We start from the raw sequence: 20,831 nt of genomic DNA on the forward strand, positions 1-20,831 counted from the left end.
CCTAACCGCGTCCGCGGCAGCCCCGGCCGTGCCCGTCCCTGTCGAACAGCTCCACTGTCTCCGTGATGGCTGCCAGATAACCCTCGCGGTAGCCGGCGGCAGTGGGATGCAGGCCAAACGGTTCAGTCGCAGGGACGATCCAGGAATCCGCGGAGCCGATTCCGTGACCGGTGAAGACCTCCGTGACATCCACGAACGTTCCGTCACCAACCTGCCCGGCGACCAGCGCATTCAATATGTCGGTGCCGGCGTTGAACAGGTTCTGCGCTTCAATGCTCAGTACGCCGGGGGTGGTGCCCTCGAACAGGTGCGGATAGCCGGCCACCACGAGTTCAGCCCGCGGCGCGGCCGCTTCGATGGCGGCGAAGCTCGCCTGCAGCTGGGGAACGACGGCGGTCTCCGCGTACTCCTGTGCCGCGGCAATTGCCGGGGCACAGGCGGCCGGCAGCACCGGCCCGGCGCACGCCGCCGCCACCGGGCCGAACAGCACATCGTTGCCGCTGATCGTGACCGTCACCAGATCGGTCCGGTGGTTCAGCAGATCCGCGGAAACGGCGGCGGAAATTTGCTCCGGCAGATCCACCGGACCGGCGGGCGGTGCCGGCGGCGTGGTCAGGGCGGTGGCACCGGTACAGGACTGGTTGCTGTCCAGCTCCACGCGCGGCAGGGCATCCAGCAGGGCCGGATATCCCTCGGCGGTGCGGCCGCAGGCGTCCAGGGCCGGCCCGCCGCCGACGCCCGCGGCGAAGGAGTCGCCAAACGCCACGTAGTCGACGGTCCGGTCCCTGCCGTGGCCCTTGCCGCCGTGGTCGCCGTGGCCGTGGCCCTTCCCGCCGTGGCCGTGGCCGTGGCCCTTGCCGTCGCCTCCGCCGGCCCAGCCGCCGCCGCGTCCGTCGGGCTGTGCCTGCTGTCCCGAGCCGCCCGCCGGGGCCGACTCTGCCGCAGTTGCCGGCGCTGCCGCGGCGCCCGGCAACAACCCGGTGAGGCTCAGTACCAGCGCGCCGATGAATCCTGCCCGGCGCAACCCGGGTGGCGGCGTGGGCGTGGGATGAAGGCTGGTCGTGGCGCTCTGGTCCAAATCGCGCATGGCAGTTCCTTTGCTGGTCCGGATGTGCGACACCAAACTAGTCCGGCGGAGGGCCCGGGCAGGAGTCCCGGAGCGCAGAAGCGGGTAAATTCCCCGTTGTTGCCGTGCTGCTTTGGCGAGCTTGCAGGGCGTGCGGCGCCAAGTGTCTCCTGCCCTGTCTTCCTTCCCATGCCTGCCCTCCTGCCCTGTCTGCCTGCCAAGGGCGCGGGGGTTGCGGGGCGCCGTCGTACTTGCGGCGCTGTCATCAGCCCGCTCCAGCGCACGGGTTCCCACTGTATGAGCACTCGTGGGGCTGGTGGGGGCCCAGGAGGCAACACCTGCCACAGAGAGTGGGAACCAGTGCGTGCCGGGTGCGGCAGCTCAGACCCGGGCAGGGTTATTGCCCGCGGTCGTCGTTTCGGTTCCCGACCCCGGTCGTGCAAGGCCGCCGTCGCCATCGCCGTCGCCGTCGCTCCGCCGTCGCCGTCGCTCCGCCGTCGCCGTCGCTCCGCCGTCGCCGTCGCTCCGCCGTCGCCGTCGCTCCGCCGTCGCTCCGCCGTCGCTCCGCCGTATCGACCGCGGTGCTGTCGTTGGCCCGCTCGCGCGCACGGGTTCCCACTGTTTGAGCACTCGCGGGGCTGGTGGGGCCCCAGAAGGCAACACCTGCCACAGGGAGTGGGAACCTGTGCGCCACGCACGAATTGACGGGGAGCAGTGGTTAATGCGCGGGTTTGTGCAGCGGCGGGACAGCGCACACCGCAGTGCCGTAGGTTGAAGGCGTGACTGCGTGTGAGGCTGGGGCCAACGGCGGGAAAATGACTCTGATGCACCGGGAGCCACGTGCCTGACTGGCTGGATCCACAGGTGTTCCTGGCGGATCCGGCGCTGGGGCCGTGGGTTGTCCTGCTGGTGTGCGCCATCGTGTTTGCCGAAACCGGACTGCTGGTCGGTTTTTTCCTGCCCGGCGATACCCTGCTGTTCACTGCCGGGCTGCTGGTGTCCACCGGAACGGTTGACGCCAGTGTGTGGGTGCTCGGGCTGCTTATTTCAGCGTCCGCGTTCGCCGGCGACCAGCTGGGCTATTGGATTGGCAGGACGGCCGGTCCCACGGTGTTCTCCCGGCCGGAGTCGCGCATTTTCCGGCGCGAGAACGTGGACCGGGCCGAGCAGTTTTTCGCCCGTCACGGCGGCAAGGCGGTGACCCTTGCCCGGTTCGTGGGAATCGTGCGGACCTTCACTCCGGTGGTGGCCGGGGTGGCGAGGATGCGCTACCCCGTGTATGTGGCATTCGACGCCGCCGGTGCCCTGCTCTGGGGGATGGGGCTGACGCTGCTGGGCTACCTTCTGGGGAACCGGTTCCCCTTTATCCGTGACCATCTGGACCTGCTCATCGTGGGAGTCGTCCTGCTCACCACAGCGACCATTGCGCTCACGCTGCTGCAGCAGCGCCGGTCCGGTGCCTCCGCCCCGGCCCGGTCCCGGGCCCCGAAGCCGGCCCCGAACAAGCCGGTCCGGAACAAGCCGGTCCGGCCCCGGGCACGGAACAAGCCGGCGCCGGAGCCGGGCGACTGAATCGCCCCGCTCCGGCGCGGTTATCAGTTCCGGCTGTCCGCGCTGATCGGCTCGGTGGCGCCGAGGGCGTCCAGCACAAACGCGTAGTCCCAGGCCCGGTCCTTCCACGCCTCGTACCGTCCGGACGCGCCGCCGTGGCCGCCGTCCATTTCGATCTTCATCACGATCGGCTCGGATCCGGTGGTCACCTCGCGCAGCTTGGCGACCCACTTGGCCGGCTCCACGTACAGCACCCGGGTGTCGTTGAAGGACGTCACCGCGGCAATGCGCGGATAGTCAACGGCCCGGATGTTCTCGTACGGGGTGTATTCCTTCATGTACCGGTAAACCTCGGGATCGGTGATGGGATTGCCCCACTCCTCCCACTCCAGCGCCGACAGCGGCAGCTCCGGATCCAGGATGGTGGTCAGGGCATCCACGAAGGGCACCTGCGCCACGATGGCCTTGTACTTCTCCGGCGCCAGGTTCGCCACGGCGCCCATCAGCAGGCCGCCGGCCGAACCGCCCATGGCCGCGATCCGGGAGGGATCCGCCCAGCCCGAGGACGCAATGTAGTCGGTCGCCGCCACGAAGTCGGTGAAGGTGTTTTTCTTCTGCAGCTTCTTGCCCTGGTCGTACCAGGTGCGGCCCATCTCGCCGCCGCCGCGGATGTGCGCGACGACGAACAGGACGCCGCGGTCCAGCAGCGACAGCCGGGCGACGCTGAAGGCCGGATCCATGCTGATCTCGTAGCTGCCGTAGGCGTAGACCAGGGCCGGATTGCTGCCGTCCTGCTTCAGTTCCGCGCGGCGCAGCACTGACAGCGGTACCCGGGTGCCGTCGTCGGCCGTGGCCCACGCGCGCTCCGCCACGTACTCGGCGGCGTTGTAGCCGCCCTTGACCGGCGTTTCCTTGCGCAGCTCCAGCTCGCCCGTGGCCAGCACGTAGTCGTAGACGCGCGGCGGCGTCAGGTAGGAGGTGTAGCTGAGTCTGATGATCGGGGAATCAAACTCGGCGTTGGCCAGGTTCGCGGTGTAGAGCTCCTCGTCGAAGGCCGGCTCCACCGGATCGCCCTGCATCTCGGTGCCCAGGCCCTCCAGCGGCAGGACCTGCACCCGCTCGGTGGTGTCCTTGCGGACCGAGACGATGACGTGGGTCCTGGTGACGGCCGCGCCGTTGACGCGGACGGCGTCGTCGTGCGCCACCACCGTGTTCCAGTGCTGTTCGGCCAGCGGCAGCGCGAAGTCAGCTTCGGCCACCAGCGAGAGCATGGAGTTCAGCGCATCCTTGTTGTGCGTGATCAGGTAGTGGCGCTCGCCGGCCAGGGTGACGGGCTCGGCCTCGTACAGGATGCGCTCGCTGCGCGGGATCAGGGTGCGGACCTCGCCGGCGGGATCCTCGAAGTCCAGGACGCGGTACTCGGAGTATTCGGAGTTGCTGATGCCGATCAGCAGCTGCCGGCGGTCCGCGGAGAGGTCGAAGCCGGTCCACATGGCGACGTCGTCCTCCTGGTAGATGACGACGTCGTCCTCCACCGGGGTGCCCAGCGTGTGCGCCTTGATCTGGTAGGGGCGCCAGGAATCGTCGACGACGGTGTAGAACACGCGGGTGCCGTCGGGGGAGAAGGCGAGGGAGTAAAAGACGTTGGCCACCGTGTCCGGCAGCAGCTCGCCGGTGCGCAAATCCTTGATCCGCAGGGTGAAGCGCTCGTCGCCGGCGTTGTCCTCGGAGTAGGCCAGCAGGTTCCCGTCCTCGGTCACGGCCAGCCCGCCGAGCGAGAAGAACGGCTTGCCCTCCGCCTCGGCGTTGCCGTCGATCAGCAGCTGCTCGCCGGGCACCGGAACGCCGGGCTCGACGACGGGCGGGGTCCAGTCCGCGTCCAGGTTCCCGGTGTCCTGCGCGGCCGTGCGGCAGTGGATGGAGTACTGCTTGCCCTCTTCGGTGCGGGTGTAGTACCACCAGCCCTTTTTGCGGGCGGGCACCGAGAGGTCGGTTTCCTCGGTGCGGTTCTTGATCTCGTCGAAGATTTCCTGCCGCAGCTTTTCCTGGTGCGCCGTGATCTCCTCCATGTAGGCGTTTTCGGCCTTCAGATGAGCCACGACGTCGGGGTTTTCCTTCTCCCGCAGCCACTCGTAGTCGTCAACGAAGGTGTCGCCGTGATGGACGCGTTCGGTGGGGACCTTTGGAGCAACGGGAGGATGGGAGGAAGTAGTCATGCCCCGAATATATCGACCCCTGTCCGGGGGACGAAGGGTCCCGCGCTGTTTATGCTGGGGGCTTACCGACGCGACCGGCAGGGGAGAACGCCATGGCAGCAGGGGAAGCGGGCAACACCGGCAGGGCTTTGGTGCTGGGCGGCGGAGGGCTGAGCGGGATCGGCTGGGAGATTGGCCTGCTGCTGGGGCTCGCGGAGCGCGGCGTGGACCTGACGGCGGCCGACGTCGTGATCGGCACCTCAGCGGGGTCGGTGGTGGGAGCCCGGCTGCGCAGCGGAGTGGCGCTGGAGGATGCCTACCGCCGGCAGCTGGAGCCGCCCGGCAGCGAAATTCCGGCGGTACTGAACCTGCGCAGCATTGTGCTGCTGGTGGGTCCGAAGCTGCTGGGCGGATCCGATGCCGCCGTCGGTCGGCGGATCGGACGGTCGGCGCTGCGGTCGCGGACCGTGGACCCGGACGTGCGCCGGGCGGTGATCGAAAAGCGGATCGGCAGCGGGGGCTGGCCGGAGCGGCCGTTGCTGATCACCGCGATTGATGCCGTCAGCGGGGAACGCCGGGTGTGGAACCGGAGCAGCGGAGTGAGCCTTGTGGACGCCGTTTCCGCCAGCTGCGCGGTGCCCACCGTGTGGCCGGCCATTCCGATCGCCGGACGGAAGTACATCGACGGCGGATCGGTGTCCTCGACCAACGCCGATCTGGCCGCCGGCGCCGCCGCTGTCGTCGCGGTGGCGCCCGTTGCGCAGGCGGTGCGCAGGCGCTGGGGCATCCATGCCGAACTGGCTGCCCTGGGTTCCGGAACCCGACGCGTGGCGCTCACCCCGGACCGCGCCGCAGCCGCAACCATGGGCCGGCACTCCCTGGATCCGGCCTGGCGGGCGGCTGCGGCCCGTGCCGGTTACGCTGCGGCGGCAGCCGAGGCCGGGCGAATCCGCGAAGTCTGGGCCTGACGCTGCGGTCAGGCTGAGATTTTCAGCGCAGCAGGAACCAGGCTGACACGGCGGCAGCGTTGAGGAACAGCAGCCAGTTGCCGAGCACGCCCAGCAGCGTATGGCCGAAGGACGAACGCGGACGGCCGGACACCGGCTCCACCACCGGGTCGTCCGCTGACTGCTTGCTGAACTGTCCCCAGAGGGAGGTGGCCAGCAGGACGGCGCCGCCGACCAGTGCCGTCGGGGCGGCCGGCAGCACAAAGAGCACCACGTCGCCGGCCAGCAGCAAGATCGCGACCTGCAGGCCGAAAACGGCAGCGCCGGCCAGACCCGCCCGCCAGAGCGGACCGCGGAGCAGGAACCCCATGTACAGCGGCGCGCAGGCAAGCAGAAGCAGTGCGGTCAGCACGATCAGGAATCCGGGCACGGTGACGTGGACGCTGGCTTCAGCGGAACTGACTGCTGCGGCCACCGCGAAGAAGCCGAGCAGGCCGAGGCAGGTGGGAACCATCAGGGCGGCCCAGGCGGAGCGCGACATGCGGCGGCGGGGCAGGTCCAGGCTCTCGGCGTAGGACCGAGGATCACCGAAAACCTCTGCGGGCGTGCCGCCGGCGTCGGCCAGGAATTCCTGAGCCGAGGCCACCGCATCGCCGATGGCATCGCCGGGCACGTCCAGAAGCCGCAGCTCCACCATGAAGTCGTCGAACCAGCGGCGCGTGGCCTTCACCGGCGTCGCGTTGTCTCGGTTGTCACGGATTTCCATCAGTGCCCCCTTCCGGGATCCGGGTATGGTGTCCGGGCTGGTTCAGATAGCCGTCCACGGTGGCGGCGAACCGGGCCCACAGCTCGCGCTGCTCGGCCAGTTCCCGGCGTCCGGGGGCGGTGAGGGAGAAGTACTTGCGGCCCGGACCGCCGTCGCCGGCGCGCCACTGCGTGGTGACCCAGCCGGCGGCTTCGAACCGGGTCAGCAGCGGATACAGAGTGCCGCCCTTGACGGTTCCGAAACCCTGCTCCTCAAGCTCAGCGGCGATGGCGTAGCCGTAGGTGGCACCGCCGTCGAGCGCCTTCAGGACGCTCAGGCCGAGCGTTGCCCGCATCCAGTCGCTGGGCCAGGAAGTGTTCTGCATGGCTAGATACTGACATGTACTAGTTCGGCTGTCTACCTAGTTGCAACTTGTGCGGCCGGCCCCTGCGGGCCGCCCACGAACGGCGTCCATCCGGCCGGCGCGGCGGGTGATGTGCCGCGTGCCGGCGCCGGGAGTGCTGCGGCACTTGCCGCGCAAAAGTTGTCAGCGGCACAGTGGAGAGGGACGAAAACTGCGCCGGCCCGCCAGCCGGGACGCCACCGTGGATTGCGACGCTGAGGAAACTCCATGATCGACCTGAACGTCAAGGATGGCATTGCCGAAATAGTCCTGAACGCACCCCGCAAACTGAATGCCCTGAACGAGGCGGACCTGACGCAGCTGTCGCAGGCGTACGACCACGCTGCCTTTCCCGGAGTGCGCGCGCTCCTGCTGCGCGGGGAGGGCCGGGTCTTTTGCGCCGGGCGGGACATTTCCGGCGTCGACCCCGCCAACGATGACGCCTACGCGTATCTGGGGGAGCGGTTGACTCCGCTGATGCAGAAAATGGCGGGGTTCCCGGCGCCCACCTTCGCCGCAGCGCACGGCGCCTGCCTCGGAGCCGGGCTCGGCCTGCTGGTCGCCACCGACGTGGTGTACGTGGCCGGGAATGCCAAGATCGGATCCCCGTTCGCCAATCTGGGCGCCACCCTGGATTCCGGCGGCCACTGGCTGTTCACCGAACGGCTCGGCGCCCACCGGGCGCTGGACCTGATCTACACCGGCGACCTGATGAGCGGGGCCGAAGCCGTGGCCGCCGGTCTGTTCAGCCGCACCTTTCCGGCCGATGCCCTGTTGAAGCAGACCCGCGAGATCGTGGCCCGGGTGGCCCTCGGGTCCATCGGGGCCATGCGGGTTTCAAAAGCGCTGGTGGCCGAGATCCGTGACTCCCGGATCGGACTGTGGACGGCCATGGAGGAAGAAAGCCGGGCGCAGGGCGTCCTCAGCGGCACCAGGGACTATGCCGAGGGTTTCTCCGCCTTCATTGAGAAACGCAAACCCCTCTTTCAGGGCTGACCACTTGGAGAGGGTGCGGCGGCGTGGATGCCGGCGCACTGCCACGGCGCAGCGCCTCGCGCCTCGCGCCTCGCGCCTCGCCGTCACCGTATTCGACAACCTGTAGAAATGCGGGAAGAATGTTCTGCAGCCGGAGCAGGACATTGTGTCCGCCCGGCCCAAGTCATATCCGGGAGGGATCATGAGCACGCGCGCCGCACGCCTGATGCGCGGCTGGGCCGCAGCACTCGTGGCCACCGCCGTTGCGGCAACCTCCCATGTCCTGGCCGGCGGCACCATTCCGCACCCCTCCATCGTGCTGCTCTGCTTGGCGCTCTCCGCGATGGTCTCCTGCGCGCTGGCAGGCCGGTCGGTGTCACTGCCGGGCACCGCCGGGGCGGTTCTGGCCAGCCAGGGGATCTTCCATCTGTTCTTCACCGTCGGCGGTGCGGGAATCCCCTCCGGCTCCCTTCCTTCCGCTGCCGCGAACCAGTCCGGTCACGCGGCCCACGCGGATCCAGGCGCCCTGGCGCAGTTGGCAGAGGCCGGACAAGCCGGGGCCGGGATGGCTGCTGCCGGACATTCCTCGGCGCCGATGTGGATCGGCCACCTGCTCGCCGCAGCCGCTACCGTGGCAGCCATCCGCAACGGCGAGGCCGCCCTGCGGCGCATTCTGGAAGCCATGCGGCTGCGGATCACCGCCATCCTCCCGATTCTCCTTCCGCTGCCCCTTGGCCCGCGGATCCCCAAGCTTTCCACCCTGGTTCCGGTTGCTCCCCTCGGGAATCTCGGCGTCCCTCTGCTGGCGATGCGACATCGGGGACCGCCGGCTGCTGCCGCCTCCCTCTAGGCCCGCGCAGATCCGCACGCGCCTTCCCTCTCCAGCAGTCGCCGGCACCACGCCGGCGCAGGAAGCAGCCATGTCTTCGTACCACCCGCTCAACCCGTTCCAGTCTTTGTCCCCGCAAACCCGCGGCTCCTCCGGCTCTTTGCATCCGGTGATGGTCCGCGCCCTTGTGCTCGCCGCCCTGCTGTTTGCCGGACTCAGCGCGGTGTTGGCCTCGGCCCCGCCCGCACACGCCCATGACGAGCTGGTCGGCACGGTACCCGCCGCAGGAGAGCGCCTCGACGCGGCTCCGGCGGAACTGGAACTCGCCTTCAGCTCCCCGCTGATGGATCTGGGCAACCAGATCCTGGTGCTGGACGCTGACGGTCGGAACTGGGCGGAAAGCGCCCCCGTCCTGACCCGCGAAACCCTCGTTCAGCCGCTGCCGGCCAACATGCCCAACGGAGAATACTCGGTGCGCTGGCGTGCCGTCTCCTCTGACGGGCACCCGATCACCGGAAGCTACGAGTTCCTCGTCGGCGCCGACGCCGTTGCCGGCTCCGCCGCCACTGCGCTGCGGGCCGAATCCGGCGCCGCAGCACCGGACGACGGTGCCTCGGACGGCGCCTCGGAGGGCGCGGAAACCGCTGAGACCGCCGACAGCACCGAGGCATCCGACGACGGCGGACTTCCCGCCTGGCTGGTTCCCGGAATCCTTGGCGGAGTGACCGGCCTGGTCATTCTGGCCGTGTACTCAGTCGTGTCCCGCAGGCGGGCGCGGAACGGGAACGAGTAACCGCCAGCGGCCGGGCCCGGAGCCGGGCCCGGGGCCGGCGGGAAATCCGGGGTTGTCTCACCGGCCGGCCCGGACTAGGTTGGAAGCTGATGATCAGCATGCTGATGATTCGCCGCCAGGTTCCGTTGGCGGCGGTCGGCACGGATAGATGGAGGCAGACATGGCGGACAGCTATGATCCGAACAATGACCCGGCCAATCCCGACAAGCCCAAGGACGCCGGGAAAAACCTGCAGGACAACGCCCGGGAAGGCTCCGGCAACGCCGCGTCCAGCACCGAAAAGGGCGAGCATGCCAATCCTGATCCCGCGGCCGGCAACATCACCGGCCTCGAGCCCGGCGGCGGCGTTCCTCCGGGGGAGACTCCTCCCGCGGAAGACCAGATGAGCATGGACCAGGGGCACGACGAAGACTGACAGTCCCCGGCACGACGACGGCGGCGCCCCGCGCCCGGAATCATTCCGGTGCGGGGCGCCGCTTTTTTGTGTTCGCCGACCTTTGACCGGCCGGTTCCGCAACATTGCGTTCCGGCATGCTCCGCCGGCGTGGCCGCGATAGGTTGGAGGAAACAGCAGCTCACGGACCCAAAGGACGAACCAATGACCGACGCAACCGGGCAGAAAACCGCAACGTGGCGGGAGGTGGCTCCGCGGGTACTCGTGCGCACCAACCCCGGGTTCGGCATGAACACCGGCCTGGTCATCGGCGACGAGCGCGCCCTGATCATCGACACCGGCGCCGGCCCGCGGCAGGGAGCGGCCATTCTGGAGGCCGTCCGGGAACACACCGATCTTCCGTTGACGGTTGTGAACACACACGCTCACTTCGATCACTGCTTCGGCAACGCCATCCTTGCGGCCAGCGGCGTCGAGGACATTTGGGCCACCAGCAGCTGCGCCGCCGCCATCAGCGAGCACGGTGACTCCCAGCGCTCCGCCGTCGCCGCCCTGGAACCGGAGATGGCCGCCGGCAGCGGTGCCCACACCGCCATCCTGGCGCCCAACCGGCTGGTGGACGGCGCTCCGGTGGACCTGGACCTTGGCGGCATATCCGTCACGCTGTTCCATCTGGGCCGCGGCCACACAGACCATGACCTGCTGGTGGGCGCCGGAGACGTCCTGTTCACCGGAGACCTGGTGGAAGAGGGCGCCGACCCGTCCTTTGAAGATTCCTTTCCCAAGGAATGGATCCGCACGCTGGGCAAAATGGCTGCCCTCGACGATCTGTACAGCCTGTTCGTGCCCGGCCACGGCGCTCCGGTGACCGTGGACTTTGTGACGACGCAGATGAACAAGATGCGTGCCGCCGTCACCGTCACCCGCAGCGCCATGGAGCAGGCCTCCACCGACATGACCAAGGCCATCCCCATCCTGCCGTACGGCCCGGAACAGTCCCGATCCCTGCTGATGCGGTTGCGGACCCTGGCCCGCTGGAAATGGCTCAAGTGATCGGAAACTGCAACCAGCCGGAAATTCCTCAAAGAGTAAGGGCGATACGCTGAATCGGTGCCTGCCGATTCCTTCAGCCTCAAGACCATAGCCGTCCCGGCATTCGGGCCCACCCTGCTGTATGGCCTGGCCACCGGTGCCATTCTGCCGGTCATCGCGCTGACCGCGCGGGACCTGGGCGCCACTGTGGCGCTGGCCGCACTGGTGATTACGCTGACCGGCATCGGATCCCTGCTGACCAACGTTCCGGCCACGGTGCTCACCACCCGGTTCGGGGAGAAGTGGGCGCTGGTCATCGCGGCGCTGTGGTGCGCCGCTGCCATGGCCACCGCAGCCCTGGCCCCGGTGCTCTGGCTCTTTGCCCTGGCCGTGTTCATGGTGGGCATGGCCGGGTCGGTGTTCGGCCTGGCGCGGCAGAGCTATCTGACCGAGGCCGTTCCGATCCACTACCGGGCCCGGGCGCTGTCCACGCTGGGCGGGGTGAACCGGATCGGCGTTTTCGCCGGGCCCTTCGCCGCCGCCGGCGCCATCCACATCGCCGGAACGCCCGGCGCCTACTGGGTGGGCGCCGCGGCGGCACTGCTGGCGGCCATCATCAGCCTGCAGGTCCCCGAACTCCGCGTCCCGGCAGACAGGATGCGGCACACCGCCGGCGGGAACCCTGCGGTGCCGGCGCCGCAGGCGCCGACGGTTCGCTCCGTCCTTGCCAGCCATGGCCGGGTGTTCCGGACCCTGGGTCTCGGCATCCTGCTGATCGCAGCGGTGCGGGCCTCGCGGCAGGCAGTGATTCCGCTCTGGGCCCAGCACATTGGCCTGGATCCCACGCAGACCGCTCTCATCTACGGGCTGTCCGGCGCGATCGACATGCTGATCTTCTATCCGGCGGGCAAGGTCATGGACCTGAAGGGCCGGCGCTGGGTGGCTGTGCCCTGCATGCTGACCATGGCGGCCGGACTGGCGCTGATGCCGCTGACGAGCGACGGCACGGGTTTGCTGCTGGTGTCCCTGATCCTGGGCTTCGGCAACGGAATCGGGTCCGGCATCGTGATGACGCTGGGCGCTGACTTCTCCCCGTCGCCGGGGCGCCCGCAGTTCCTGGGCATCTGGCGGCTGCTCGCCGACAGCGGCACCATGGCCGGGCCGGCGCTGCTCTCCGCGGTGACCGCCCTGGTCTCCCTCTCGGCCGGCATCGGTGCCACAGCGGTGCTGGGCGTGCTGGGTGCGGCGGCGCTGTGGCGGTGGGTGCCCAAGGGGCGGCCGGGCTACGGGCCGGTCAGCGGGCCCGAGGGTAAACCCGCCGGGCCGGTCAGCGGGTCCGATCTCCCGCCTGCATAGAGAACAGCCAGCAGGCCAGTGCGCTGAGCACGTACCCCACCCCGATGATCAGGCTCAACCCGGACCAGAAGTACAGCAGCATGGACTCGCTGCTGCCCAGCACCGTTGCTCCGCTGGTGGCATACAGGTAGGAGCCGACGGCAACCAGCAGCGCGAGCAGCCCCGGAATCGAGCAGAGCGCGGCGAACACCGGAACGCTGCCCCGGCCCTTCCCTCCGGCGGGCCAGTAGTTCCAGTCAGGCGTGGTCCGCAGCAGCACCAGCCCGCCGATCAGCGTCCAGGTGCCCACCACCAGGAAGGAGGCGACGACGTCGGCCGGGCGGTGCCACAGGTTGATGAACGTCGCCGCTCCGGCGAGCACCGCGTAGCTGCCGCCGAATGCCGCCACCGCCGGACGCCAGCGCGGAGATGCGAGCAGGAACACCACAGCGGCAGCGGAGGCCGCCAGGGTGGTGTGGCCCGAGGGCAGCGAATTGAAGTCCAGGGTGATGACGCCGCGGTCCGGGCGGTCGAAAAAGAACCGTTTGAGCAGTTGGCTGCTGATGTTGGCCGCAGCGAACGTGCTCAGCGCGACCACCGCAGGGGCCAGCCGCCGTCGGCGCACCGTGGTCACCAGCACGACCGCGCCGGCAATGAACACCGACAGCAGCGGCAGGCTGTCGAGGAATTCCAGGACCGGAACCCGGCTGCCGGGCATCACCAGCTCGGCTTCGCGCCAGGCTGATTCATCCGCGAGCTGGCCGGTGGTGGTGCGGACAAACGCCCAGTAGGTCACCGCGACAGCGGCCGCGCACAGCAGGGCACCGAACAGGAACACAGCAGCGTTGTGGGCAGGGCGGCGCTGGATCGGAGCACGGCTGTTCAGGAGATTGCGGGTATTCATCGCCTACTAGTCTGCCATTGGATCTTGGCACTTGGCTGAACGACCGCCGCGACCGGCCTTATGCGGCGGCGTGCACTGGCCGGGACTAGGCTGGCTGGGTGGCTATCCCTGATATTCCCCCGGTGACCGGGTTCCGTCCGGATCTCTCCGTCCTGCTCTCCGAGGCCCGCGTCGTCTCGGTGCCCATGCGGGTGAAGTTCCGCGGCATCCTGCACCGCGAGGCCCTGCTGCTGCCCGGCCCGGCCGGCTGGGGCGAGTTCTCCCCGTTCCCCGAGTACGACGACGCCGAGGCCGCGCCCTGGCTTGCCGCCGCCCTGGAGGCGGCGGGGGAGGGGTACCCCGAGCCCGTCCGCACCACGGTGCCGGTCAACGGCACCGTGCCCGCCGTCGGCGTGGCCCAGGTCGAAGGCATCCTTTCCCGCTTCGGCGCGGTGTCAGCCGTGAAGGTGAAAGTGGCCGAGCGCGGCCAGACCGTCGCCGAGGACCTGGCCCGGGTGGCTGAGGTCCGCCGGTTGCTGCCCGACGCCGGGATCCGCGTGGATGCCAACGGCGGCTGGGACGTGCCCACCGCCGTCGCCGCCCTGGAAGCCCTGGCCGAGGCGGGGCTGGAATACGCCGAGCAGCCGGTGCCGGACATCGCCGGGCTGCGCGCGGTCCGGGAAGAACTCGCCCGCCGCGGCATTCCGGTCCTGATTGCCGCCGATGAGAGCGTGCGCAAGGAAACCGACCCGCTGCGGGTGGCGCGCGAGGACGCCGCGGATTTGATCGTGGTCAAGGTGGCGCCGCTGGGCGGAGTGCGCCGGGCCCTGGCCATCGTGGCCGCGGCCGGCCTGCCCGCCGTTGTCAGCTCGGCGCTGGATACCTCGGTGGGGATCCGTGCCGGCGTGGCGCTGGCCGCGTCGCTGCCCGAGCTGCCGTACGCCTGCGGGCTGGGCACGCTGTCGCTGATGACCGGCGACGTGACGGAGGAATCGCTGCTGCCCGACGGCGGAGCGCTGGCGGTGCGCGATGTGCCGGTGTCCGGGGAGCTGCTGGAGCGCTATGCCGCCGATGAAGACGTGACCCGATGGTGGCTGGACCGGCTGGCGCGGGTGTACGCGCAGCTGCCGGCGGTTCCGGGGGCTTCTGGCCTTCCCGGCGCCGCGCAGCAGTAGTTCGCCGCGGTTTCCCTGCCACTTTGGGATTCTGCTGCCGTTTTGGGATTCTGCTGCCACTGCGCAGTGGCAGCAGAATCCCAAAACGGTCGATTTTTCCCAGAAGGGAGGATTTCGGCTCGTCAGGTAGCGCGTTTGGTAGCCTCGCACCTACGAGAGCAGGTCCACGGCCGATCACGGGGGCGCAGAACCATGCAGGTGTTGCAGCTAAGTGTCATCGTTCTTATCGGGCTGAGCCTGGGCGTTGCGAGCAGCCCGGCGCGCATCCCGGACATGAAATGGATTCCCTGGCTGGGCTCTGCCGTCCTGACAGCCTGGAGCTATGCGGCCCTTCTGATTCTCTGGGAGATTTCCCTGATCGAAGCCCTTCTCTTTCTGGTCGCCGTCTTTGGGGGATCGGTCCTTTGCGGAGGCAGGCTGTGGCAGCAACTTGGCCTGGAACCCGGACTTTCATACTGGGAATGGGTGAAGCGCGACTTCGTCCACACGCGGTACCTGCGCCGCCTATACCGGACCTCCAACGCGGGTCGTTAGCACGAGTTGGACGCGCGGCGGCCGGGCAGCGTTTCGCCCCTTTCGTTTTGACACAAAAGTACCGCGGCGCAACGATGGGGATTTCCACACAGGGAGGCAAATCGTGAAATATGCACTTTCCTTGGCGCTTTTGTTCCTTGCCGCCGGTGGCCTGGCCGCTTGGATCGTTGCGGACAATCTTCTGCTGGGTCTGGGAATGACGGCGCTGGCGCTGGTGCTGTGGGCCGGCGCGCCCAGCGTCTTGGGACGGGTGGGATCCGAAGCCGCCTCAGCCGCAGGAATCGATCCGCGGCAAGTTCGGGAATACCGTTCCAGCCATCCCGGCGCAACGATCGCTGACGGCATCCGCGCTACCGATCCGAGCCGCTGACAAGCTCAAGCGGCAGGACTGCTCAGAAGGCCCGCTCGGCGACGTTCACCCGGGTCGCGGAATCCAGGGCAGCCTTGACCCGGTCGGCCGGTGTCGGAGCGGGAACGGAGGACATCAGCTCCTGGTCGGGGGTGCTCTGATCCGCGAGATAGATGCGTGTGTAGCCTGCGGACTCAGGCTCAAACTTCCAGGAGTCGGCAAGCGTTCCGGCGTCCAGCGTGTCAAAGCCCAGCAGGTCAATGAGCGCGGCGGCTTCGGCCTTCAGGCGGGCATCGTCGGAGGCGATGGGCAGGGTGGTGCGATCCGGAGCACCGCTGGGGCGGGCCAGGAGGGGAATGTGGTGCGCGAGGATATTGCCGAACGCCTTGACGTAGCGTGCGCCGCCGAGCAGTTCCTGCACCAGTTCGCTCGTCGTCTTGCTTCCGTTGTCGAGCTCCGCGATGCGGCCGTCGCGGGAGGGGTAATAGTTGCTGGTATCCAGGACAATCTTACCCTGCAGCAGTCCGGCCGGCAGATCCTCGACGGCGGCCAGCGGAATCGAAAGCACCACCGCATCACCAAGGCTGGCTGCCTCTTCGACAGTGCCGGCCTTCGCCAGCGGTCCGAGTTCGGCAACGAGCCCCTGCAGCGAGTCGACGCCGCGCGAGTTCGCGATGACCACGTTCATCCCCGCTGCAACGGCGAGCCGGGCAATTGCCGATCCAATGTTTCCGCTTCCGATGATTCCAAGCGTTGGCATTTCTGTTCCCTTCAACAAATGTTCAATGGTCCGGGCGGTGCGCCGTGCCGGCGCGCGGCTCCCTTGGGTCAAACCTCCCGTTCCCCTGCAGAATTCCCGGCGGGGGAGCGTTGCCGGAACGGGCCTCTGCCTGACATGTTCATCCGGCGTTCAACAATCATCCTTCTGTACGTCGCCTGGCACTGCGAGCGTGGGCAGCGACACAACCGCCGGAGGAAGGCCCGAACCCTTGTCGAACCTGTTGAACCCCGAACCCGCTGCCGCGCCGAATGCCGCACAACACCCCGCCCCAAACCCCGCACCGGCCAGCCCCGCCCCGCGGAAAAGGCTGCTGCCGATGCTGGGACACACCCGCGGCAAGCGCAGCGCGGTCACCTGCGCCCTGAAATGCGACAACGCCTGCAGCAAAGCCGTGTGCAACACCTCCGCCAACAGCTACTTCCGGGACATCGTGTCGGCGGAGTTCTCCCGGCGCACCGCTTTGGGCGCCGGTGCGGCCGGGGTGCTGGGCGCGGCCGTGCTGGCCCTGAGCGGTCCGACGCCGACGGCGGCAGCGGCAGCGCCGTCGTCGGGCCGCGGAGCCAAGACCGCACGCCTGGGTTTTACGCCCATCGCTCCGGTGGACGCCGCGGTGGACAGCTTCGACGTCCCCGCGGGCTATGACTGGGAACCGCTGCTCCGCTGGGGTGATCCGCTGTTTGCGGATTCGCCGGAGTTCAGTTTCGGCGCGCAGAACGCCGCCGCGCAGGCCCGCCAGTTCGGCTACAACAATGACTATCTGGAAATCCTGCGCCAGCCGAACGGCAAAAAGGGCCTGCTCGTCTGCAACCACGAGTACGTGAACCCGGAAATCATGTTTCCGGCGGCTCCGGCCTCGGCCGCGGAGGAAGCGGAGCGGCGCAACATCTTCCGCAGCGCCGTCGGCATGTCAGTGGTGGAACTGGAACGCGGCTCGCGTGGCACGCCCTGGTCCTACGTCCGCGGCGCCCGGCTGAACCGCCGCATCACCCTGGACACCGTCTTCGAACTCACCGGACCGGCGGCCGGCTCCGACCTGCTGAAAACCGCAGCCGATCCGCAGGGCCGGTACGTGTCCGGCACGCTGGGCAACTGCGCCGGCGGCAGCACCCCGTGGGGCACGGTGCTCTCCGGCGAGGAAAACTTTAACGGCTTCTTCCGCACCGAGGGCAGCAGCGCGGAGGACAAGCGGTACGGGCTGGGCAGCCAGCCCACGGCGATGGGCTGGGAAAAGGAAGACCCGCGGTTTGACGCCCGCAGCCCGGAAACCCGGAACGAGCCCAACCGGTTCGGCTACATCGTGGAACTGGACCCGGAGGACCCGGCGTCGGTGCCGCGCAAGCACACCAGCCTGGGCCGGTTCAAGCACGAGGGCGCCAACGTCATCATCGCCCGCAACGGCAAGGCCGTGGCATACTCCGGCGACGACGAGCGCTTCGACTACCTCTACAAGTTCGTCTCCAAGAACAAGTACCGGAAGAACGACAAGCGCCACAACATGACGCTGCTGAGCGAAGGCGACCTGTATGTTGCCCGGTTCGCCGGCAACTCGCCGGCGGCCGAAATCGACGGCACGGGAGCCGTTCCGTCCGACGGCGGATTCGACGGGCGAGGCACCTGGCTGCCCCTTGTGGTGCGCGGCAAGTCGACGGTTGCCGGCATGAGCGTGGAGGAAGTGCTCGTCTACACCCGGCTGGCCGCTGACAAGGCCGGTGCCACCAAGATGGACCGCTGTGAAGACGTGGAGCCCAATCCCGCCACCGGCCGCGTCTATGTGGCCTGCACCAACAACTCCAACCGCGGTGTGGACGCGACGGCGCCCGCCGACGAGGCCAACCCACGGCGGGAAAACCGCGACGGACACATCGTGGAAATCATGGAGGCCCGCGACGACGCAACGGCCACCGACTTCCGCTGGAACCTGCTGATGCTCTGCGGGGATCCGGCCCAGGGCGGCGCCACCTATTTCAGCGGCTATCCCCGGGACAAGGTCAGCCCCATTTCCTGCCCGGACAACCTGGCCTTCGATTCCGCCGGCAACCTCTGGATCTCCACCGACGGGGCGCCGTCGGGCATCGGCTACAACGACGGACTGTTCAAGGTCGGGCTTGCGGGGCGGGAACGCGGGAAGGTGGAACAGTTCCTGTCGGTCCCGCGCGACGGCGAAACCTGCGGGCCGGTGATCCACGATGAGGAATCCATGGTGTTCGTGGCCGTGCAGCACCCCGGGGAGGACGGCAGCTACGGCGCGCACACCTCCTACTTTCCGGATTACGTGCCCGACGGCGGGGCGCCGGCCCGCGGCGAAGTCCGGGCTCCGCGCCCGGCGGTGGTGCAGGTCTTCAGCCAGGACACCAATCCGGGCCGGCCGGGTCACAAGGGACGCGGCGGAAAGGGGCGCGGCGGAAAGGGCCGCGGTTAGGCCCGGCGCCGGACAAACCCGGAACGCCGGAGGGGCGGTGTGCCTTCGTCCCTCCGGCGCATAGGGTGTGGAGATGATTCCTCCTCCTACGGCCCGGCTCCGGTTCCGTGAAATGACCGCAGCGGACCTCGGGAACATGGCAGCGCTCCTTGGCGATCCCGCCGTCATGACCTACTACCCGGCGCCCAAGACCCGGGACGAAGCCCTGGGATGGATCGCCTGGAACGAGAAGAACTACACGGACCACGGCCACGGCCTGTGGATCGTGGAGAGCCTCGACGGAACCTTCCTGGGTGACTGCGGCCTGACCTGGCAGGATGTCAACGGCCGGACGGAACTGGAGGTTGGCTACCATATGCGCGTCGACGTTCAGGGGCGGGGCTACGCCACGGAAGCGGCTGCGGCGTGCCGGGACCATGCCCGAGACGAGCTGCGGGTCCAAGAGCTGGTTGCCATCATTCATCCCGATAGCGCCGCCTCCCGGCGCGTTGCCGAAAAAATCGGCCTCCGGGACGTGGAAGACGCGCTCCGCGCCGACGGCCTGCGGAAGGTGCTGGGAATCAGCTTCGGATAGGTTTCTCCCATGCCCACCTTTGACGCAGTGATCTTCGACTGGAGCGGCACGCTGGTGCACGATCCGCCGCTTCGTGAACGGGTCGCCGTCGCCGGCGCCAGGCTGGGCCGCCCGGAGTCGCCGGTCGAGAACCTGGTCCGGGGATAAGCCATGACCCCCGGCAACTACTACGCCACTCCCGAACTCGCGGCCGCCTACGACACCGACAGCGAGGGCCGCCGCGACCTGGACTTCTACCTGGACCTGGCCGCCGGGCTGGGCGCAGCACGGATTGCCGACATCGGGGCCGGAACGGGTCTGCTGTGCAGCCTGCTGGCCGGCGAGGGGCACGAGGTAATCGGCGTCGAGCCGGAACGCACCATGCTCTCCGTGGCGGAACGCCAGGGACATGGCGCCTCCGTTTCGTGGCTGCACGGAACGGCCGAAAAGCTGCCGGCAGATTGGGCGGACCTTGTCCTGATGACGGGGCACGTTGCCCAGTACTTCCTGGACGACGGGGCGTGGGCAACAGGGGCGGCCCAGGCCGCGCGGGCCCTGCGGCCCGGCGGCCGCCTGGCTTTTGAAGTGCGCAATCCCGCGGCGGAAGCCTGGCGGAACTGGCAGACGGCGGGCAGCCGCCGCACCGCCCGGGGGACGGTCCGCACGGAAGTCCACCGCGACGGCGACCTGATAACCCACGTCGATTGCTGGGCCCAGGGCGCCCGCACCTGGACCACAACGGAAACCCTGAGGTTCCCCTCCCGGAAAGACATTCTGAGGGGGCTGGACTCGGCAGGGCTGACGGTGGACCGCACTTGGGGCGATTGGGACCACAGCCCGGTAAACCCGAAGTCGCCGGAATGGATCTTCCTGACCCACCCGGTCTAGCCGCACCCCGCCGGTCTACACTGGGCACCCTCACCGTGACCCGCCGAGCCCGAGGAGCGCCCCATGCCCGACTACGGCCGCACACTGCTCTTCGGCGCCTTCCTCACCCCGGCCGCCGCGCCGCCGCACCGGGCCGTGGAGCTGACCGTAGCGGCCGAGGCTGCGGGACTGGACCTGGCCAGCTTCCAGGACCACCCGTACCAGCCGCGGTTCCTGGACACCTGGACCCTGCTCTCCTATGCCGCGGCCCGCACCGAGCGGATCATGCTGGCCACCAACGTGCTGAACCTGCCGCTCCGCCAGCCGGTGCTCGTGGCCCGCAGTGCGGCCAGCCTGGATCTGCTCAGCGGCGGCCGGTTCGAGCTCGGACTCGGCGCCGGAGCGTTCTGGGACGCGATCGAGGCGGTCGGCGGGCAGCGGCTGGAACCGGGCGAAGCGGTCACCGGGTTGGCGGAGGCGATCCGGATCATCCGCGGCGTCTGGGAGGCGTCGGACCGCAGTCCGCTGCGGGTGGACGGGCGTGTGCATCACGTCAACGGCGCCAAGCGCGGTCCGGCTCCGGCGCACGACGTCGGCATCTGGCTCGGTGCCTACAAGCCGCGCATGCTCCGGCTCACCGGGGAAACGGCTGACGGGTGGGTGCCCACGCTGGGATATCTGCCCGGCGGGCCGGCCGATCTGGCAGCGCTAAACGCCCGGATCGACGACGCCGCCACCGCAGCGGGCCGCGATCCCGCCGTCGTGCGCCGGCTGCTGAACTTCAGCGGCAGCTTCTCCGCTGCCGGCGGCGGACTGCTGCGGGGACCGCCGGGCCAGTGGGCGCGGGAGCTGGCGCAGATCGCCCTGGAGCACGGCATTTCCGGCTTTCTTCTCGCCACCGACAGCGCCGAGGACCTGGACCGCTTCGGGCAGGAGGTGGCGCCGGAGGTTCGGGAGCTGGTCGCCGCTGCGCGGGGCGGGCTCCGAGTCGGAAAGTGAGCAGTC

Annotated in this window: 22 protein-coding genes; 16 read left to right on the forward strand and 6 right to left on the reverse strand. The window is 68.9% G+C overall.

The window, feature by feature from the left end:
• Nucleotide 1 precedes the first annotated feature (1 nt).
• Entirely contained in the window at nucleotides 2-1,087 is a 1,086-nt protein-coding gene (locus tag QNN99_RS01930; RefSeq protein WP_229964725.1) for an SGNH/GDSL hydrolase family protein, read from the reverse strand.
• 819 nt (nucleotides 1,088-1,906) lie between these two features.
• On the opposite strand from QNN99_RS01930, the gene QNN99_RS01935 reads away from it, so the two are divergent.
• A complete protein-coding gene (locus tag QNN99_RS01935) occupies nucleotides 1,907-2,638 on the forward strand; it encodes a DedA family protein (RefSeq protein WP_229964726.1) in 732 nt (243 codons plus the stop codon).
• A gap of 23 nt (nucleotides 2,639-2,661) precedes the next feature.
• Here QNN99_RS01935 and QNN99_RS01940 read toward each other — a convergent pair whose 3' ends face one another.
• The gene (locus QNN99_RS01940; RefSeq protein ID WP_229964727.1) at nucleotides 2,662-4,833 is read right to left on the reverse strand and encodes a S9 family peptidase; all 2,172 of its coding nucleotides are present in this window, start codon (nucleotides 4,831-4,833) and stop codon (nucleotides 2,662-2,664) included.
• 92 nt (nucleotides 4,834-4,925) lie between these two features.
• Between QNN99_RS01940 and QNN99_RS01945 the strand changes: the two genes are divergently transcribed.
• Nucleotides 4,926-5,780, forward strand: a complete 855-nt coding sequence (locus QNN99_RS01945) for a patatin-like phospholipase family protein (RefSeq protein WP_229964728.1) — start codon at nucleotides 4,926-4,928, stop codon at nucleotides 5,778-5,780.
• A 22-nt stretch (nucleotides 5,781-5,802) separates the two neighbouring features.
• On the opposite strand, the gene QNN99_RS01950 is transcribed toward QNN99_RS01945, so the two are convergent.
• Together QNN99_RS01950 and QNN99_RS01955 are read right to left on the reverse strand one after the other, a co-directional pair.
• A complete protein-coding gene (locus tag QNN99_RS01950; protein ID WP_229964729.1) occupies nucleotides 5,803-6,525 on the reverse strand; it encodes a hypothetical protein in 723 nt (240 codons plus the stop codon).
• Nucleotides 6,512-6,889 (reverse strand): PadR family transcriptional regulator, encoded by a 378-nt coding sequence (locus QNN99_RS01955; RefSeq protein ID WP_229964730.1) that lies wholly within the window; start codon nucleotides 6,887-6,889, stop codon nucleotides 6,512-6,514. The genes QNN99_RS01950 and QNN99_RS01955 overlap by 14 nt, the downstream gene beginning before the upstream one ends.
• Nucleotides 6,890-7,135: 246 nt before the next feature.
• Between QNN99_RS01955 and QNN99_RS01960 the strand changes: the two genes are divergently transcribed.
• The 6 genes from QNN99_RS01960 to QNN99_RS01985 all read left to right on the forward strand — a co-directional run bounded on the left by QNN99_RS01960 (nucleotide 7,136) and on the right by QNN99_RS01985 (nucleotide 12,286).
• Entirely contained in the window at nucleotides 7,136-7,903 is a 768-nt protein-coding gene (locus QNN99_RS01960) for an enoyl-CoA hydratase/isomerase family protein (protein ID WP_229964731.1), read from the forward strand.
• A 181-nt stretch (nucleotides 7,904-8,084) separates the two neighbouring features.
• Nucleotides 8,085-8,732 carry a hypothetical protein gene (locus QNN99_RS01965; protein ID WP_229964732.1) on the forward strand — a complete coding sequence of 216 codons (648 nt, stop codon included), beginning with the start codon at nucleotides 8,085-8,087 and terminating at the stop codon, nucleotides 8,730-8,732.
• 70 nt (nucleotides 8,733-8,802) lie between these two features.
• The gene (locus QNN99_RS01970; protein ID WP_229964733.1) at nucleotides 8,803-9,504 is read left to right on the forward strand and encodes a copper resistance CopC family protein; all 702 of its coding nucleotides are present in this window, start codon (nucleotides 8,803-8,805) and stop codon (nucleotides 9,502-9,504) included.
• Between the two features lie 160 nt (nucleotides 9,505-9,664).
• Entirely contained in the window at nucleotides 9,665-9,919 is a 255-nt protein-coding gene (locus tag QNN99_RS01975) for a DUF6480 family protein (RefSeq protein ID WP_229964734.1), read from the forward strand.
• Nucleotides 9,920-10,102: 183 nt separating this feature from the next.
• The gene (locus tag QNN99_RS01980; RefSeq protein ID WP_229964735.1) at nucleotides 10,103-10,951 is read left to right on the forward strand and encodes an MBL fold metallo-hydrolase; all 849 of its coding nucleotides are present in this window, start codon (nucleotides 10,103-10,105) and stop codon (nucleotides 10,949-10,951) included.
• A 57-nt stretch (nucleotides 10,952-11,008) separates the two neighbouring features.
• The gene (locus tag QNN99_RS01985) at nucleotides 11,009-12,286 is read left to right on the forward strand and encodes an MFS transporter (RefSeq protein WP_229964736.1); all 1,278 of its coding nucleotides are present in this window, start codon (nucleotides 11,009-11,011) and stop codon (nucleotides 12,284-12,286) included.
• On the opposite strand, the gene QNN99_RS01990 is transcribed toward QNN99_RS01985, so the two are convergent.
• Nucleotides 12,258-13,169: a phosphatase PAP2 family protein gene (locus QNN99_RS01990; protein ID WP_229964737.1), complete on the reverse strand. Its 912-nt coding sequence runs from the start codon at nucleotides 13,167-13,169 to the stop codon at nucleotides 12,258-12,260. The two genes, QNN99_RS01985 and QNN99_RS01990, sit on opposite strands and share 29 nt — an antisense overlap.
• A gap of 104 nt (nucleotides 13,170-13,273) precedes the next feature.
• On the opposite strand from QNN99_RS01990, the gene QNN99_RS01995 reads away from it, so the two are divergent.
• The 3 genes from QNN99_RS01995 (at nucleotide 13,274) to QNN99_RS02005 (ending at nucleotide 15,227) form a co-directional block, all read left to right on the forward strand.
• Nucleotides 13,274-14,323 carry an o-succinylbenzoate synthase gene (locus QNN99_RS01995; RefSeq protein ID WP_442860470.1) on the forward strand — a complete coding sequence of 350 codons (1,050 nt, stop codon included), beginning with the start codon at nucleotides 13,274-13,276 and terminating at the stop codon, nucleotides 14,321-14,323.
• Nucleotides 14,324-14,521: 198 nt separating this feature from the next.
• Nucleotides 14,522-14,857 carry a hypothetical protein gene (locus QNN99_RS02000; protein ID WP_229964738.1) on the forward strand — a complete coding sequence of 112 codons (336 nt, stop codon included), beginning with the start codon at nucleotides 14,522-14,524 and terminating at the stop codon, nucleotides 14,855-14,857.
• A 103-nt stretch (nucleotides 14,858-14,960) separates the two neighbouring features.
• Nucleotides 14,961-15,227, forward strand: coding sequence for a hypothetical protein (locus tag QNN99_RS02005; protein WP_229964739.1), 267 nt, complete (start codon nucleotides 14,961-14,963; stop codon nucleotides 15,225-15,227).
• A gap of 22 nt (nucleotides 15,228-15,249) precedes the next feature.
• Here QNN99_RS02005 and QNN99_RS02010 read toward each other — a convergent pair whose 3' ends face one another.
• Nucleotides 15,250-15,966 carry an NADPH-dependent F420 reductase gene (locus tag QNN99_RS02010; protein ID WP_229964740.1) on the reverse strand — a complete coding sequence of 239 codons (717 nt, stop codon included), beginning with the start codon at nucleotides 15,964-15,966 and terminating at the stop codon, nucleotides 15,250-15,252.
• A 337-nt stretch (nucleotides 15,967-16,303) separates the two neighbouring features.
• On the opposite strand from QNN99_RS02010, the gene QNN99_RS02015 reads away from it, so the two are divergent.
• From QNN99_RS02015 to QNN99_RS02035, 5 genes are all read left to right on the forward strand, one after another.
• Nucleotides 16,304-18,406, forward strand: a complete 2,103-nt coding sequence (locus tag QNN99_RS02015; RefSeq protein ID WP_229964741.1) for a PhoX family protein — start codon at nucleotides 16,304-16,306, stop codon at nucleotides 18,404-18,406.
• Between the two features lie 73 nt (nucleotides 18,407-18,479).
• Nucleotides 18,480-18,980, forward strand: a complete 501-nt coding sequence (locus tag QNN99_RS02020) for a GNAT family N-acetyltransferase (RefSeq protein WP_229964742.1) — start codon at nucleotides 18,480-18,482, stop codon at nucleotides 18,978-18,980.
• Nucleotides 18,981-18,989: 9 nt separating this feature from the next.
• A complete protein-coding gene (locus tag QNN99_RS02025) occupies nucleotides 18,990-19,127 on the forward strand; it encodes a hypothetical protein (protein ID WP_229964743.1) in 138 nt (45 codons plus the stop codon).
• A 3-nt stretch (nucleotides 19,128-19,130) separates the two neighbouring features.
• A complete protein-coding gene (locus QNN99_RS02030) occupies nucleotides 19,131-19,847 on the forward strand; it encodes a class I SAM-dependent methyltransferase (RefSeq protein ID WP_229964744.1) in 717 nt (238 codons plus the stop codon).
• Between the two features lie 63 nt (nucleotides 19,848-19,910).
• Nucleotides 19,911-20,825, forward strand: coding sequence for an LLM class flavin-dependent oxidoreductase (locus QNN99_RS02035; RefSeq protein WP_229964745.1), 915 nt, complete (start codon nucleotides 19,911-19,913; stop codon nucleotides 20,823-20,825).
• Nucleotides 20,826-20,831: the final 6 nt, after the last annotated feature.

The sequence above is a fragment of the Arthrobacter sp. zg.Y820 genome (assembly GCF_030125555.1).
Taxonomy (GTDB): Bacteria; Actinomycetota; Actinomycetes; order Actinomycetales; family Micrococcaceae; genus Arthrobacter_B.